General features: G+C 30.5%; 17 protein-coding genes. 15 read left to right on the top strand and 2 right to left on the bottom strand.

The features are described 5' to 3' along the window. Window positions 1–121: 121 nt before the first annotated feature. Entirely contained in the window at window positions 122–1,165 is a 1,044-nt protein-coding gene (add, locus tag BR66_RS0119220) for an adenosine deaminase (RefSeq protein ID WP_026884359.1), read from the bottom strand. 242 nt (window positions 1,166–1,407) lie between these two features. On the opposite strand from add, the gene ybaK reads away from it, so the two are divergent. The 4 genes from ybaK to BR66_RS0119200 all read left to right on the top strand — a co-directional run bounded on the left by ybaK (window position 1,408) and on the right by BR66_RS0119200 (window position 4,240). Beyond that, complete coding sequence (ybaK, locus tag BR66_RS0119215) at window positions 1,408–1,896, top strand: Cys-tRNA(Pro) deacylase (protein ID WP_026884358.1); 489 nt, start codon at window positions 1,408–1,410, stop codon at window positions 1,894–1,896. Between the two features lie 63 nt (window positions 1,897–1,959). Continuing rightward, entirely contained in the window at window positions 1,960–2,517 is a 558-nt protein-coding gene (locus tag BR66_RS0119210) for a phospholipase D-like domain-containing protein (protein ID WP_026884357.1), read from the top strand. A 127-nt stretch (window positions 2,518–2,644) separates the two neighbouring features. Next, window positions 2,645–2,878 (top strand): hypothetical protein, encoded by a 234-nt coding sequence (locus BR66_RS0119205; protein ID WP_026884356.1) that lies wholly within the window; start codon window positions 2,645–2,647, stop codon window positions 2,876–2,878. Between the two features lie 132 nt (window positions 2,879–3,010). Beyond that, window positions 3,011–4,240, top strand: a complete 1,230-nt coding sequence (locus BR66_RS0119200) for an aminopeptidase (protein ID WP_026884355.1) — start codon at window positions 3,011–3,013, stop codon at window positions 4,238–4,240. Between the two features lie 39 nt (window positions 4,241–4,279). Here BR66_RS0119200 and BR66_RS0119195 read toward each other — a convergent pair whose 3' ends face one another. Further along, a complete protein-coding gene (locus BR66_RS0119195) occupies window positions 4,280–5,572 on the bottom strand; it encodes an ArnT family glycosyltransferase (protein WP_026884354.1) in 1,293 nt (430 codons plus the stop codon). 256 nt (window positions 5,573–5,828) lie between these two features. On the opposite strand from BR66_RS0119195, the gene dcd reads away from it, so the two are divergent. From dcd to lepB, 11 genes are all read left to right on the top strand, one after another. Further along, a complete protein-coding gene (gene dcd, locus BR66_RS0119190) occupies window positions 5,829–6,347 on the top strand; it encodes a dCTP deaminase (RefSeq protein WP_026884353.1) in 519 nt (172 codons plus the stop codon). Between the two features lie 73 nt (window positions 6,348–6,420). Continuing rightward, window positions 6,421–7,275 carry a Cof-type HAD-IIB family hydrolase gene (locus BR66_RS0119185; protein WP_026884352.1) on the top strand — a complete coding sequence of 285 codons (855 nt, stop codon included), beginning with the start codon at window positions 6,421–6,423 and terminating at the stop codon, window positions 7,273–7,275. 168 nt (window positions 7,276–7,443) lie between these two features. Then, complete coding sequence (locus tag BR66_RS0119180) at window positions 7,444–8,517, top strand: ABC transporter ATP-binding protein (protein ID WP_026884351.1); 1,074 nt, start codon at window positions 7,444–7,446, stop codon at window positions 8,515–8,517. Window positions 8,518–8,526: 9 nt separating this feature from the next. Beyond that, window positions 8,527–9,384 carry an ABC transporter permease gene (locus tag BR66_RS0119175; RefSeq protein ID WP_035796642.1) on the top strand — a complete coding sequence of 286 codons (858 nt, stop codon included), beginning with the start codon at window positions 8,527–8,529 and terminating at the stop codon, window positions 9,382–9,384. After that, window positions 9,384–10,172, top strand: a complete 789-nt coding sequence (locus tag BR66_RS0119170) for an ABC transporter permease (RefSeq protein WP_026884349.1) — start codon at window positions 9,384–9,386, stop codon at window positions 10,170–10,172. The genes BR66_RS0119175 and BR66_RS0119170 overlap by 1 nt, the downstream gene beginning before the upstream one ends. 50 nt (window positions 10,173–10,222) lie before the next feature. Further along, complete coding sequence (locus BR66_RS0119165) at window positions 10,223–11,299, top strand: polyamine ABC transporter substrate-binding protein (protein ID WP_026884348.1); 1,077 nt, start codon at window positions 10,223–10,225, stop codon at window positions 11,297–11,299. Window positions 11,300–11,382: 83 nt separating this feature from the next. Beyond that, window positions 11,383–12,768 (top strand): N-acyl-D-amino-acid deacylase family protein, encoded by a 1,386-nt coding sequence (locus BR66_RS0119160; RefSeq protein ID WP_026884347.1) that lies wholly within the window; start codon window positions 11,383–11,385, stop codon window positions 12,766–12,768. Between the two features lie 110 nt (window positions 12,769–12,878). Further along, a complete protein-coding gene (locus tag BR66_RS0119155; protein ID WP_026884346.1) occupies window positions 12,879–13,361 on the top strand; it encodes a hypothetical protein in 483 nt (160 codons plus the stop codon). Between the two features lie 71 nt (window positions 13,362–13,432). After that, entirely contained in the window at window positions 13,433–13,588 is a 156-nt protein-coding gene (locus BR66_RS25860) for a lmo0937 family membrane protein (protein WP_156946333.1), read from the top strand. Between the two features lie 120 nt (window positions 13,589–13,708). Continuing rightward, on the top strand, window positions 13,709–14,683 hold the full coding sequence (locus tag BR66_RS0119145; protein WP_026884345.1) for a 3'-5' exoribonuclease YhaM family protein: 975 nt from the start codon (window positions 13,709–13,711) through the stop codon (window positions 14,681–14,683). A gap of 20 nt (window positions 14,684–14,703) precedes the next feature. Beyond that, window positions 14,704–15,216, top strand: coding sequence for a signal peptidase I (gene lepB / locus BR66_RS0119140; RefSeq protein ID WP_026884344.1), 513 nt, complete (start codon window positions 14,704–14,706; stop codon window positions 15,214–15,216). Window positions 15,217–15,308 lie beyond the last annotated feature (92 nt).

Genomic DNA, 15,308 nt, shown 5'->3' with positions numbered 1-15,308 from the left:
TTATACTTATTTGAAACAATAAATGTATAATGTAGAAGATATGATGGGAATGGTTGTATATTTCAGTATACAAATATATAACCATTCTCTATTTATCAATTTTGCGTTTAGCAGAAACAAATTAATTTTTACAGATTTCAGGAAGCTCTCTTACATATGTATTGAATTTTTCTAACATAGTAGTTTTAAATTGTTTTGAAGCGAATGCAGAATTTATTCCATTTCTAATTAATTGCAAAATTTCTTCCATGGAAAAATCTAATTTTGAAATTAAATTCATATATTCTTCTGTTAATGTTATATTTGACACTGTTCGGTTGTCAGTATTTAATGTTACATTAATGCCATTTTTTAAATATGTTCTTATTGGGTGTTCACAGTAAGCAGAAATTGCTTTTGTTTGTAAATTGCTGGTGGGGCACATTTCTAAGGGAATATGATTATCAATAAGATATACTAAAGTTTTATCATCCTTATATGCAAAAACACCGTGCCCAATTCTTGTAGCATGTAAATCAATGATGGATTTTAATATATTGGCACAAATACCCGTCTCCCCTGCATGTACAGTAATATTTATTCCATACTCATAAGCTAAGTCAAAGGCTTTTTTATGAATTTCAGGTGGAAAGTCACTTTCATTTCCCGCTAAATCAATGGCTACCACACCCTTGGAAATATATTTTCTAGCTAATTTAACAACTTCTATAGACTTTTCTACAGGTTCATGTCTCAATGAACATAAAATTAGAACAGATACAACGCCAAATTTGTCCTTTCCATCTTTCATGGCTTCTAATACTGTTTCAACTACTTCTTCAGGGCTGAGTCCACCCTTTAGGTGTTGAAGAGGTGCAAGCCTTAGTTCAGTATACATAATACCATCCATTTTTGAATCTTCAATAAGCTCCATAATTATTCTATATATATTTATTTTTTTTTGCATAACACGTACAGGAAAATGAAATTTATCTAGATAGTCTTTTAATGAGTTACATTCTCCTGTAATCTGAAGATAACGTTTTGCTTCTTCAATATTAAAAAATGGCACATCAATTCCGCCAGTTAGTGCTAATTCTAATATGGTTTTCGGTCTTATACTGCCATCAATATGACAATGTAATTCTACTTTTGGTATATTATTAATAATATTTTGTATATCCATGTTTACACTCCCTTTCAGCCTTGCTGAATTAAAACGTTTATGACTTAGTGAATAGTGACTATGACTCAAAATTATTATAACCCAAAGCAAATCAAATATCGAATTTTTTTTAATATACCTAAGTTAATATAATAGGTGAAAATATAAAAAATGTTAAGTTATGGTTAAAATAAACAATGAAAAGGTGATATAATGTAAAGTATTGATGCATAGCATTGGAAAACTACAAGTACTGCAGGAGGGTGTTTAAAATGTCAAAAGTTAAAACAAATGCCATGAGGATCCTTGACCAAAAAAAAATCGAATATAATGTTATTACTTACGATGTAATAGATGGTAAAATAGATGGAACCTCCGTAGCACAAAAAATCCACAGAGATTCAAAAGAGGTATACAAAACATTGGTAGCGGAGGGACAGAGCAAAGAATTATATGTTTTTGTGCTACCGGTTGAAGAAGAATTGGATTTAAAAAAAGCAGCGCAGGTAACTTTAGAAAAAAATATAAATATGTTACATGTTAAGGAGATACAAAAGAATACTGGATATATCCGAGGCGGATGTTCACCTATAGGAATGAAAAAGAGTTATAAAACATTTATTAATGAGTCAGCAGAACAATTGGATAAAATTATTATAAGTGCAGGGAAAATAGGCACGCAAATTGAAATAGAGCCACATTTACTTAGTGATGTAACCAAGGCTGAATTTAAAGAAATAATAAGAAGTTAGTGTTAAAAACCAATACATTTTGGTCATAATATGAATGTGACTAAAAAGTTGAGGAGTGCTAATATGTATAAAAAAATTGTAAGTTTAACTTTATGTGCGGTTTTATTTTTATCAGGATGTTCAAGCAGTAAACAGGTGGCAGTGGCTTATAATGGTGGAAGTAGTATGGTTCAGTATTATTTTACAAAAAACAATGATCAACCGGAAAAAGCATTGATTAATGTAATAAATTCATCTAGAAGTAGTTTAGATTTAGCAATATATGATATTACCAAGGAGGACATTGTTAAAGCAGTTTTGTATGCTAAAAAAAGAGGTATACAAGTAAGAGTAATAACAGATAAGGTGGAATCTAACACTAAATCTGAAAGTGGTGTACTTGAGATATTTAAGGAAAATGGTATACAAGTGAAGGTAAATTCACATAGTGGACTTATGCACATGAAGGTAACTATAGTAGATAATAATATAGTTACAACAGGGTCTTACAATTATACAGCTCAGGCAAGCACAAAAAATGATGAAGTCTTAGTGGTATTAAAGGATTCAAGTTCAGCAAAAGATTTTGAAGATCAATTTGAAAAGATGTGGGATGATAACAATGATTTTCAAGATTATTAGGTTGAGTACAGCAAAATAGACTAGCTAGCTCATAAATATTTTTCGTCATATTTTAATTTTATTTAAAAAATGCACTAATTATCATATATAATAGATATGATTACTAAAGAATTTGAGGTGAAGACTAATGACAAATGATGAGATATATAAACGTATAATGGTTATGACTAGTGTAAAAAGTGCACTTGCTTATATTAAAACTTGCGATATAAATAAATCTGATTTTAATAAGTTATGTAAAAAATATAATATATTTATAGAACCAAAGGCTACAAAGGAAGAAATGATTGAAAGATTTATAGATTGCACACTTAGAGCAAAATTAATTAAAAAATCAGCTAACAGGCATAATACAAAATAAGAGGGAACACATTATATACTATAAAAAAGTGCTGAAAATAAGCTGAAATTAGTGTTCTCATTATCAACTTAATAAAAATATGGACATAAAACTAAAAATTGTATAAAATAGTATAAGGAAAGAGGTGTAATAATGAACAAATGTTATTTGGAAAAGTATGCTAGACTAATTGTAAAAACAGGAGTAAATATCCAAGATAATCAAACCTTAGTTATAAATTCTCCCGTGGAATGCGCTGAATTCACTAGAATGATTTCAGAAATTGCATATAAAGAAGGTGCAAGAGATGTTGTTGTGAGTTGGAATGACGAAAAACTGTCAAAGATAAAATATCTTAACGGTAAAGAAGACACCTTTGATGAGTTCCCCGGGTGGAGAAAGGAGTTATATACTTCTTATGCAGAAAATGGAGCTGCCTTTTTAAGCATCTCCGCATCTGATCCAGAGCTTATGAAAGATGTGGACCAAAAGAGAATTGCTAGGGCCAATAAAGCATCTAGTTTAGCTTTGGCAGAGTATAGATCAAGAATGATGAGTGATAAGAATGTATGGTGTGTAGTGTCAATACCTACAAAAGCTTGGGCAAAAAAAGTATTTCCTGAACTATCAGAAGAAGAAGCAGTAGAAAAGCTATGGTCCTCTATATTTCAAGCAGTAAGAGCAGACATGGAAGATCCAGTAAAAGCATGGGTAGATCACGTGAATAATTTTAAAAAAAGCATGGATTTTTTAAATAAAAATAACTTTAAATACCTTAAATATAAAAATGAATTAGGAACAGACCTAAGTATAGAGTTACCTAAAGGTCACCTTTGGCTTGGGGGTTCGTCAATAACCCCTGAGGGCACAGAATTTGCACCTAACATTCCAACGGAAGAGGTATTTACGTTGCCATTAAAGACTGGGGTAAATGGAAAAGTATTTAGTTCAAAACCTTTAAATTATAATGGAAATTTGATTGTTAATTTTGTTATAACATTTAAAGAAGGGCGAATCGTAGATTTTACTGCAGAAAAGGGCTATGAAACCTTAAAAAGTCTTATTGAAACTGACGAAGGATCACATTATCTTGGGGAAGTTGCATTAGTACCATTTGATTCGCCAATTTCTAGCTCAAACATATTATATTATAATACGTTATTTGATGAAAATGCGTCTTGCCATTTAGCTATTGGTGAGGCTTATCCTGTATGTATTAAGGGAAATGAAAACATGTCAAAAGAAGAACTAAAAAATGCTGGTGTAAATGATTCATTTGAACATGTAGATTTTATGGTAGGGACAAAGGATTTAAGCATAACTGGAATAACTGAAGATGGTAAAAAAGTAGAAGTATTTAAAAATGGAAACTTCACATTTTAATACAGAAGATTTATTTGATGCAGATTAAGGAAAGCATAATCACAATGCTTTCCTTAATCTTTTTAATATAATGCATAATAAATATATTAAATCTTTAATGGTGTAAACTCCAGCAAATATAAATATAGGCCATAATGGGAATAGGTAGCGTGGTTGACCTTCAAACATAAATGTTACAGCTAAGAAAAACAAGATATTTAGAATTATCATGATATGTATAGGGGAGTTATTAATTTTTTTATAAAATATTTTGGCTATAAGTAGGCTAAAATACACAAACATAATTATGAGAGTAAAAAAGTGAATCTTTTTATTTATCAATTGTAGAAAATTTTTATATTGGGACTTTCCACCTGTACTTAAATAATCTGTTGACCAAAAACCAGAGTCTGATGTTAGAAAGGTGTTTTTTACTTTTTTAAATCCTAGTTTTATGAAAGCATTAGGATTATTTTTTATCCAACTTAAGGCGGCTTTTTTTCCTTCCTCATCAACTTTAACTTCATCCCAAAAATCATCATTTTTATCTTTATATTTTAAAATTAAACTTCCATGTATTTTCAAAGGATTTTTCCAAGAACCTATGGCATTTGGGTTATTATTTACGTAAAGATTATAGCCTCCATTAGTAGATACAGGTATAAATTTATGGAACACCATGTAATTTCTTATAGTCCATGGGGAAATTGTAAGTAATAAAACTCCTGTTATAATTAGAAAATTCACAAGGGGTTTTTTAAAACTCCGTAACCTTATAATATCAAACAAAAATATTAAACATTGATATATCATCATATACGGTTTTATTAAGGTTAAAATACCTAAGAGTATTCCTAAAATTATGTTATTATATTTAGTATTGTCTCTTTTAAGCATTAAATATAATAAAACTACATATAAAGTTGTAAATATAATTTCAGTACTAATAACACTAGTATATATAATTTCCAGCGGTAAAATTCCATAGATTAAAGCACATACACAAGCTGTTTTTTTATTAAAGCTTTTATTAGCAATTAAGTATATAAAAATTAAACAAGTGCAACTTAGAATTAAATTTCCTATTTTAGCAACCCAAAAACTGGTACCGAAAATTGAGTAAATCAATGCTAAAAATAGTGAATAACCAACGGGCTCGTAGGCTGATATATGTCCATAAACTCTGTAGCCCATACCATCAATCAATGAAAGAGCACCTCTATGATATTGTAAAAAATCCGAAACAGGAACAGTTGGTACATTTAAAATCCAAAATAATCTCAAAATTAATGCAAGTAGCGTAATTATGGTAATAATATAAAAGCTCATATTTCTTTTTAGTTTTGTTATCATATTTATGTCTCCAATATTTTATGGATTATTAACTAACACTGAAACGTGCAATTTCCATTTATAAATTTGTATAATCTTATAATAACATATTTTATATAAATACTAAAAACAGGTCATTAATATTTGTGCATTAAAAATAAGGTGGAATTATTCACAATAATATTTTATAATTTAAGTGCAGCTACAAAAAAACAAGTATTCTAAACAATCTAAATAATTGTGTAGGATTTTGTATTGGAAAGAGGGCGTATGAAAAATGATCTTGTCAGGAAAAGAGATATTAAAAAAACTAGGAAAAGATATAGTAATTGAACCATTCAATGCGGAACAGATAAATCCTAATAGTTATAATTTAAGATTGCATAATGAACTTCTGGTTTATGATAATAATGTATTAGATATGAAAAAGGAAAATAAAGCAAGTAAATTAATCATTCCTGAAGAGGGGTTGACTTTAGAGAGGAATAAATTGTATTTAGGTAGAACTGTTGAGTATACAGCCACAGAAAATTATGTTCCAATGCTTGAGGGAAGATCTTCGGTTGGAAGACTTGGATTATTTATTCATGTTACAGCTGGATTTGGAGATGTTGGTTTTCATGGATACTGGACGCTTGAAATATTTTGTGTACAACCAATAATAATATATCCTAATATTGAACTTTGTCAAATATATTATCATAGCGTTGAAGGTGAATATGATAAGTATGAAAGTGGTAAATATCAAAATAATACAGGAGTACAACCAAGCCTGTTATACAAGGACTTTAAATAAGAAATTGGCGAGAAAATAGGGTGATATACTGGCTGTTTTTTTTACATGCAAAGACAAAATTTGGGGTGAACTAGTGGAATATAAATTATTAGCAATTGACATGGACGGTACTTTTTTAAAGGATGATAGGAGTATATCGGAAATAAATCTAAATGCAGTTAAAAAAATTGCACAGAGCGGAACAAAAGTAGTGGTTTGTTCAGGAAGAGTTCCAATACTGCTAAAACCTATATTAGAGGCTATAAATGAAAATCAACCATTTATAGCGCTAAATGGGAGTCTTATCTTTGATCATAATGGCAAAGAAATATACGTTGCAAAAATTGATGAAAATATTTTATTTAAAATAATTGATACACTAAGAATAGATTTTGATAATGTTTATTATCATTTTTTTCATGGGGATATAGCGTGTTCGGAAAGATTTGAGAACATTATAAAAAGGTATTATGAAAGAAATTTTTTACTCCCAAGGGAGAAGAGAATAGAATTTAGAATTCTTTCGGATTCAAAAAAATATATAAAAGAGAATAAATGCGAGATTGGAAAGCTTGAAATATATAATGAAGATTCAGGGTTATTACAGAAAATTAAGGACAAGTTAAGCAATTTAGATGAAATAGAAATAGTGGATTCGGGGAAATTTGGACTTGAAATAACAAAAAAAGGTGTAAATAAAGGAAGTGCCTTAGAAATTTTAGCACAATATTATGGATACTCCATAGAGCAATGCATTGCAATAGGAAATGATGGTAATGATTTAGAAATGATAAAAAAAGCTGGGATTGGCGTAGCAGTAATCAACGCTAAAAGTTATATAAAAAGTGCAGCAAACTATATAACTAAAAGAGACAATAATAATGATGCAGTGGCTGAAACAATTGAAAAATTTATAGATATAAATATTAATAAAAAAATAATAAAATAATAAAATAATATTTAATCACATTATTTTATAGATAATTTGTGAGTAATTAACTTTAAATGCAAATAATAATATGTTATAATTATTCCCAAGCATATATATAGGATAAATAGGTGAATATATATCCCCAAAGCAATGTTATATAAGGAATACAGGAGGTGATTTTTAAAATTGGCAGAAATCATATTAGAAATAGATAATATAATAAAAAAGTTTGAGGAACAAGAAGTAATTAAAAATATATCTTTAAAAATAAATAAAGGTGAGTTCTTAACACTACTAGGACCAAGTGGATGTGGAAAAACAACTACTTTACGAATAATAGCAGGTTTTGAAAGTCCAACCAGTGGCAATGTTCTACTTGAAGGTGAGCATGTTGAGAATAAACAGCCACACGAGAGAAATGTAAATACAGTATTTCAAAATTATGCATTATTCCCACATATGAATGTATCTGAAAATATAGCCTATGGTTTGAAAATTAGAAGGGTTAATAAAATAGAAATAAAAAAAAGAGTTGGCGAAATGCTAAGTTTAGTCCAATTAGAGGGCTACGAAAAAAGAAAGATTGAGCAACTAAGTGGTGGACAAAAACAAAGAGTTGCCATAGCAAGAGCACTAATAAATAATCCTAAAATATTGCTTCTAGATGAACCTTTAGGAGCACTGGATTTACAACTTAGGAAGCAGATGCAAATTGAGCTCAAAAGGCTTCAGAAAAAATTGCAGATTACATTCGTTTATGTTACTCACGACCAAGAGGAAGCACTTAATATGTCTGATAGGATAGCAGTAATGAACAAAGGCGTAATAGAGCAAATAGGTAGTCCTGAGGATATATATGAAAGGCCAAAAACAAAATTTGTTGCAGGTTTTATAGGAGAATCTAATTTAATTAAGACTAAGATTGAAAAAATTGACGAAGAAAAGATAACAGTTGAATTCGGTCCAAACAAAATCAGTGTTAATTATAAAAATTATGATAGTTCAAAAAACAAGGAGAGTTATATTTTAATAAGACCGGAAAATATAAAATATTCTAAGGTGAAACACCAGTATAGTATGAAAGCAATAATAAAAGAACATAGTTATATTGGATCTATTATTAAAACTACTATGGAACTGGCCAGTAATCAGGAAATAAAAGTTTCTGATTATGATAAGAAAAAAGATTTAATAGGCATAGGTAGTGAGGTTTGGATGTATTTTGAATCTGAGGATGTAGTTATAGTTGAAGAAGGTTAGGTGAGGATAATGAAAAAGAAAAAAGTTGATTTTACAAAAATATTGACTATAGTTCCAATATCATTTTGGATGCTTTTTTTTGTTGCTGTACCTCTTCTGTATATTGTGTTTATTAGTTTTATGCAAAGAGGTAATGATGGTGGTATAGTCTATACGCCAACCATTTCAAATTACACAAGAATGGGCAGTGCATTGTATGTTAAGGTGTTTTGGGATTCTATAGTTATTGCTTTTGTTACAACGGTATTTGCTTTGGGTTTTGGGTATCCTTTCGCATACTTTGCTTCTAAAATAAAAAAGTTTAAGATTGTAATTATGCTATTACTAATGGCACCATTTTGGACTAATTCACTAATACGTACTTATGGATGGATTGTGATACTTAGCACTAGTGGAGTATTAAACCATGCCTTGATTATAACTGGTATTATAAAAGAACCATTAAAGATGTTATATACTTATGGAGCGGTAATGATTGGAATGATATATACAATGTTTCCGTTTATGGTTCTTCCTCTATATAATTCTATAGATAAAATGGATAGAGCATTTATAGAAGCTGCTAAGGATCTTGGAGCTAGCAGGCTAAAGACATTTAGAACGGTTACAATACCACTCACTATGCCGGGAATAGTTGCTGGATGTATTTTAGTGTTCATCCCATCGGTTGGGCTATTTTTCATTCCGGACTTAATGGGTGGGAGTAATGTAATGCTTATTGGAAATTTAATTAGAAATCAATTTTTAGAAGCAAGAGATTGGCCTTTTGGAGCAGCACTTTCCATAGTAATGATTTTTTTATCTTTAATTTTGATTTTGGTTTATGTAAAAATTATTGGTAAAAATTCTGACATGGGGGTGTTTTAATGGAGTCTAAATTATTAAGAAGACTTGAACGAGCCTATGTACTATTAATATTTGCATTTTTATATGTGCCAATAGCAATAATTGTTATTTATTCTTTTAATGCTACTAAATCAAACGTAGTTTTTAGTGGGATTACATTTGATTGGTATACCGCATTGTTTAACGATGATGACGTAATAACTGCACTTATTAACAGTTTAACTATTGCAGCTATTAGTACAGCTATATCAGCAGTAATTGGAACAGTGGGTGCCATCGGACTTCAGCGGCAAAAATTCAAAGGGAAAGGTGCAATGGATTTACTCATTTATATTCCAATTGTGATACCAGAAATAATTATGGGAATATCATTATTAGTATTTTTCTCAGCTCTTCAAATGGATTTTGGTATACTTACATTAGTACTTGCACATACAACATTTTGTATACCATTTGTACTTATAAATGTTAAATCCAGACTTGCAGGTTTTGACATGTCAGTTGAAGAGGCTGCAATGGATTTAGGAGCATCAAAATTCACTGTGTTTAGAACTATAACTATTCCATTAATTTTTCCAGCAATAATTTCAGGTGCTATGCTTGCATTTGCACTTTCATTAGATGATGTTATTATAAATTTCTTCGTAAGCGGACCAGAAAGCACTACTCTTCCAATAAAGATATTTTCAATGCTTCGTTTCGGGCTTTCACCAGAAATAAATGCATTGTGTACAATAATGCTATTAGCAACTTTTGTTGTTTTAATATTATCGCAGGTTACAAAGCTAAAAAAGAAAAAAATAGAATAAAAGGTTAAAAGGAATTTTAAGATTATAAAAAATTTAGGGGTGATTTTGATATGTTAAAGAAAAAATTTAAAGTGCTAAGTGTGGTGCTTGCAGTTTCCATTGCAGCATTTTCTCTTGCTGGTTGCGGAAAATCTAGTTCAGAAAATAAAAGTACTGAAAAAGTAGTTAATCTTTTTACGTGGGCAAATTATGTTCCAGACAATGTAATTAAAGATTTTGAAAAAAAGACAGGAATTAAGGTCAATTATAGTAACTTCGCTACAAACGAAGAGATGCTTGCAAAGTTACAAGCGGTTAAGGGTGGAGAATACGATGTGATAATTTGTGCGGATTATATGGTGCAGATTATGGGTAAGCAGAAACAAGTATTAATTCAGCCTATTGATAAATCAGCAATTCCAAATTACAAAAATATTGATAAGGCATATTTAGGACAATATTTTGATAAGACAAATAAATATTCTGTGCCTTATTCACTTGGAAGCGAAATGATAGTTTACAATCCAGATAAAGTTAAAAAAGATATTAAGGGAATAAATGATTTATGGGATCCTTCATTAAAGGGCTCTGAAGTTTTACTAGATGATCCAAGATCCGTTATAGGTATGGCATTAACAAAACTTGGTTATAGCATTAATGAAACAGATACAGCAAAACTAGCACAAGCTAAAGAAGAACTTACAAAGCTAAGACCTAATGTTAAAGTATTTGATGCAGACACACCACACACAAGTTTGATTAATGGAGATACATCAATTGGAGTTATGTGGGGATCTCAGGCGTCAGCAGCAATTAAAGGTAATCCAAAACTTAAAATTGTTTATCCACAAGATGGAATGCAGTTTGAAGAGGATAATCTAATAGTACCTGTTAAGGCACCACATGAAAAAAATGCCGAAACATTGATAAACTTCTTGCTAGATGGTAAAGAAAGCAGTAAAGTCACAACAAGCATAGAATATATTAATGTTAATACAGCAGCTAAAAAATATATGCCACAGGAACTTCTTAATAATAAAGCTGTTTATGTACCTCAAGAAGAATTGAAAAAGGGTAAACATTTAGAAGATGCGGGTAGTGCATCTAAGGAATTTGATTCGATTTGGTCAGAATTTAAACAACAATAAGATATCTAAAGAAAAATATGCTATGATACGTCCGACGATTATCGGTATTTTTTTGTAGAGGTCTCAAATTAGGAAGTGACGATATGGATAATTATGATATAGTTATTAAAAATGGTACAGTTGTAGACCCTGAAAATGGGAATATCATCTACAAAAATATCGGTATACGAGGCGCAAAAATAGCAAAAATAACTGATGAAAATATTATTGGAAAAACAGAAATAGACGCTATTGGACTTATTGTAAGCCCTGGTTTCATAGATATTCATGCTCATATAGATGGTCACATAGAATGTGGAAAACTTTCAGTGCTTCAAGGAATAACAACTACAGTAGGGGGCAACTGTGGTTGTGGTCCTCTTGATTTAAGAAATTTTTTTGTAAATCAAAATAAAGTAGGATTTTTGATAAATCAAGCTCAATTAATTGGACATTCTTTTACTTTAAGGGAAGCAGTTGGTATAAACAATCCATATATTTCAGCTAATAATGAAGAAATTTACAAAATGTGCCACATTGCTGAAAATGCTTTCGAAGATGGTGCTATCGGATTATCTTTCGGTATTGAGTATGCGCCAGGATCATCAAAGGAAGAGGTAATTGAATTAAGTAAAGTATCTAAAAAGTATAACAAAGTTGTTCCTATACACACAAATGTTAATTTACCAAGAAATTTAAAATCACTTAGGCACGCCATAGAAATATCTAAGGAGACAGGTGCTCATGTGTTAATATCACATTTTGTTTATCAATATGGTACAGGTATAATGACTGAAGCACTGGCTATGGTTGATCAGGCAAGAGAAAAAGGTTTAAAAATATCCATTGATAGTGGTATGTATAGTGCATTTTCCACTTTTATAGGTTCTACAATATATGATGAAGATTATATAAAAAAATTCGGGTGGAAATATGAAAATATGCTAGTGGCAACTGGTAAGTATAAAGGTAAAAGATTAACAACTGAAATGTATAATGAACTTAGAGAGTATAACAAAGATGAAAGTGTAATATGTTTTGCTGGAGTGGAAGAGGAATTATATGAGGCTTTAAAAAAAGACTATGTAATGTTATCTTCAGACACAGGACCAAGCCCTACAGGAAAGACTGGTGAAGGACATCCTCAAAATTCAGGAACTTTTCCAAGATTTTTTAGAAAAATGGTTCGTGAGAGAAAAGATTTAACATTAGTACAAGCTGTTAGAAAATGTACTATTCTTCCATCTATAACGCTTGGGTTAGCAAATAAAGGCAGGATGAGAGAAGAAGCAGATGCAGATATTGTGATTTTTGATATTAATAAAATATGTGATCGAGCAAAATTTCCTGATCAAGGATTTCCTGATGCTAAACCTGAAGGTATACCTTATGTCATTGTAAATGGTAAACTTGTGGTATATAAAAATGAAATTGTTAAAAATGTATTGCCCGGAAGATGTATAAATGGCTTAGCAGAACGCATTATATGAACAAAGAGTAAATTTTAATGAAAAATTATGGTTTTTATGTGTTTTTGTTTAAAAATTACGTCAAATGCTGTAAAATTATAATGAAATATTATTCTTAAGGAGGAATTTTTATGCAAGTTGATCAAACGTCTCAATTAAGCCAGCTTCAAGCATTGCAGCAAACACTTTCAAATAGTAGCAGTAATTCTAGTTCAGATACAAGTAGTACTAGTTCATTGTTTTCATCACTTTTAGATGAATTATTGAAAAGTTCAAGTAGTAATACAAGTAGTACAGCCAATGCTGTTAATTCAACTACTGGCACTGGTTCAACTGGTTTGGATTCTTTGACACAGAACTCGAAAAATATTCAACAAATGATTCAATTACAAGCATTACAAAGCTTATCTTCAAGTTCAAGCAGTAGTGACGATAGTAGCAGTGATGATGGTAGTAGCGATAGCACTAGTGGTATTGGTAGCATTGGTGGAAGTACGAGTGACACGTCAGAATTATTGAATACAATTGTACAGGCTCTTGCCCAGAAGCAGAATGTTAGTGGTACAAATGCTACTATTGCAAGTGGTGCAAGTGCAGTAGCAGCAAGTAAATAATTTAACGAAGAATAAAAAATCATAATATACATACTATAAGTAATACAAAACCATTGAAAGGTGGAATCTATATGACGTTACTTAGATGGATAGGTGCAGTAGTTGTTATAATTTGGCTACTGGGAGTGGTATTTAGGTTTGCGGGAGTAATGATTCATTGGTTGTTACTTATAGCAGTAGTAATATTTATTATTGATTTATTTACAGGTAAAAAAATCAAGGAATAAATTTAAAAGATGTCATGATTTGGTGGCATCTTTTTTGCGTTTAATTAAAATAGGATTAGACCATATTTCTATTTTGTGGTATTCTAATAATATATTACGTGCATGAATGGAGGCAACATATTGATTTTTAAGAGAATAAACGAATTACAAGCTGGAGTAAAGGTAGATAGTTTTTATATAATAAAATCTGTTTCAAGTAGAATGTCAACAAATAACAAGAAGTACCTTGATTTTACTATGGGTGATAAAACCGGTGAGATTAGTGCAAAACTTTGGGATGCATCGGATGAAGATAAAGAAGCCTATAAGGAAAATGTCCTAGTTAAAGTTAGAGCCTCCGTGGTGGAGTGGCAAAATAACTTACAGCTTAAAATTGATAAAATCAGGGTTTCTAATGATGAAGATAAAGTGGATATAACAGACTTTGTAGCTTCAGCACCAGATTCAGCAGAAGATATGTACTTAAATGTGTTAGAATTTATCGAAAAAATAAAAAATCAAGATATAAAAAATATTGTAAGTTATATTTTAGATGCATCTGGAGAAAAGATAATGAATTTTCCGGCTGCCAAAAAAAATCATCACTCTATTAGATCAGGGCTATTATATCATGTAACAACTATGTTAAAAGCTGGAGAAGGTCTATGTAAGGTTTATAGCTTTCTGAATACAGATTTAGTATATGCGGGAGTAATATTACACGATATGGCTAAGCTTGAAGAAATGGATGCTTCAGAACTAGGTATAGTGACTGATTATACTATTCAAGGTCAACTGCTGGGACATATCGTAATGGGTGCTGAGAAGATAAGGGCAGCGGCAGATGTTCTTGGAGTAGATAAAGAAGTTTCAATGATTTTACAGCACATGGTCCTTGCTCATCATTATGAACCAGAATATGGTAGCCCAAAGAAACCTATGCTTCCAGAAGCTGAAATGCTACATTACTTAGATGATATGGATGCAACAATGTATGATATGAAAAAGGCTGTTGATTCTGTAAAACCTGGTGAAATGTCTGATCAGGTATGGTCTTTGGAAAGAAGAAAAATATATAATTCACAATTTGATAAAATAGTATTGGATGAACAATAATTATAGCTTTGGAGGTTAAAATGAGAGTAAAAAAAATTATTAGCGATTATATAGTACCTATAGTTATTGCGTTTATATTAGCTATGTTAATTCGCCAGTTTATATTTTATAAAGTTGTTGTTCCAACGGCATCTATGTCACCAACAATCCAAGTTAATGATCAATTAATAGTTACTAAAGTGTACAACAGAAACAGCTTGAAAAGGGGAGATATTGTAGTATTCAACTCAAAAGAATTGAATGAAGAACTCATAAAGAGGCTTATTGGACTACCTAACGATACTATTAGTATTACTGAGAGTGGTAAGGTATATGTAAATGGTAAATTATCAGATCAGCCATATGTAGTATATAATGGGGGAAAAGGCGGCACGTATAAAGTTCCAGCAGGGGAATATTTTTTTATGGGAGATAATAGAGTTAATTCTCTTGATTCAAGGTACTGGAAAAATTCTTATATTCAATGGTCTGATATTAAGGGTAAAGCTAGATTTATTGTTTATCCATTTAATAGAATTGGATTGTTAAAGTAAATATCATTAAGTTAAAAATTAATAAAGTAGGGATGAAAGTAGATTTTTTAAGCAAATCTACTTTCATCCCTACTTTTATTGTTAGCCTAAGT

Origin of the sequence: Clostridium akagii DSM 12554, assembly GCF_000686725.1 — a bacterium.
Classification (GTDB): domain Bacteria; phylum Bacillota; class Clostridia; order Clostridiales; family Clostridiaceae; genus Clostridium_I; species Clostridium_I akagii.
The sequence above is the reverse complement of the archived record's forward strand: the minus strand, read 5'-3'. Positions and strand labels throughout refer to the sequence as shown.

Excerpts from the sequence above, each read along its gene's own strand:
- BR66_RS0119175 (WP_035796642.1), top strand. The coding sequence starts at position 8,527 with ATGAAAAAGAAAAAAGTTGATTTTACAAAAATATTGACTATAGTTCCA.
- BR66_RS0119155 (WP_026884346.1), top strand. The coding sequence starts at position 12,879 with ATGCAAGTTGATCAAACGTCTCAATTAAGCCAGCTTCAAGCATTGCAG.
- BR66_RS0119200 (WP_026884355.1), top strand. The coding sequence starts at position 3,011 with ATGAACAAATGTTATTTGGAAAAGTATGCTAGACTAATTGTAAAAACA.
- BR66_RS0119170 (WP_026884349.1), top strand. The coding sequence starts at position 9,384 with ATGGAGTCTAAATTATTAAGAAGACTTGAACGAGCCTATGTACTATTA.
- BR66_RS0119160 (WP_026884347.1), top strand. The coding sequence starts at position 11,383 with ATGGATAATTATGATATAGTTATTAAAAATGGTACAGTTGTAGACCCT.
- BR66_RS0119195 (WP_026884354.1), bottom strand. The coding sequence starts at position 5,572 with ATGATAACAAAACTAAAAAGAAATATGAGCTTTTATATTATTACCATA.
- BR66_RS0119205 (WP_026884356.1), top strand. The coding sequence starts at position 2,645 with ATGACAAATGATGAGATATATAAACGTATAATGGTTATGACTAGTGTA.
- lepB (WP_026884344.1), top strand. The coding sequence starts at position 14,704 with ATGAGAGTAAAAAAAATTATTAGCGATTATATAGTACCTATAGTTATT.
- BR66_RS0119165 (WP_026884348.1), top strand. The coding sequence starts at position 10,223 with ATGTTAAAGAAAAAATTTAAAGTGCTAAGTGTGGTGCTTGCAGTTTCC.
- dcd (WP_026884353.1), top strand. The coding sequence starts at position 5,829 with ATGATCTTGTCAGGAAAAGAGATATTAAAAAAACTAGGAAAAGATATA.
- BR66_RS25860 (WP_156946333.1), top strand. The coding sequence starts at position 13,433 with ATGACGTTACTTAGATGGATAGGTGCAGTAGTTGTTATAATTTGGCTA.
- add (WP_026884359.1), bottom strand. The coding sequence starts at position 1,165 with ATGGATATACAAAATATTATTAATAATATACCAAAAGTAGAATTACAT.
- BR66_RS0119210 (WP_026884357.1), top strand. The coding sequence starts at position 1,960 with ATGTATAAAAAAATTGTAAGTTTAACTTTATGTGCGGTTTTATTTTTA.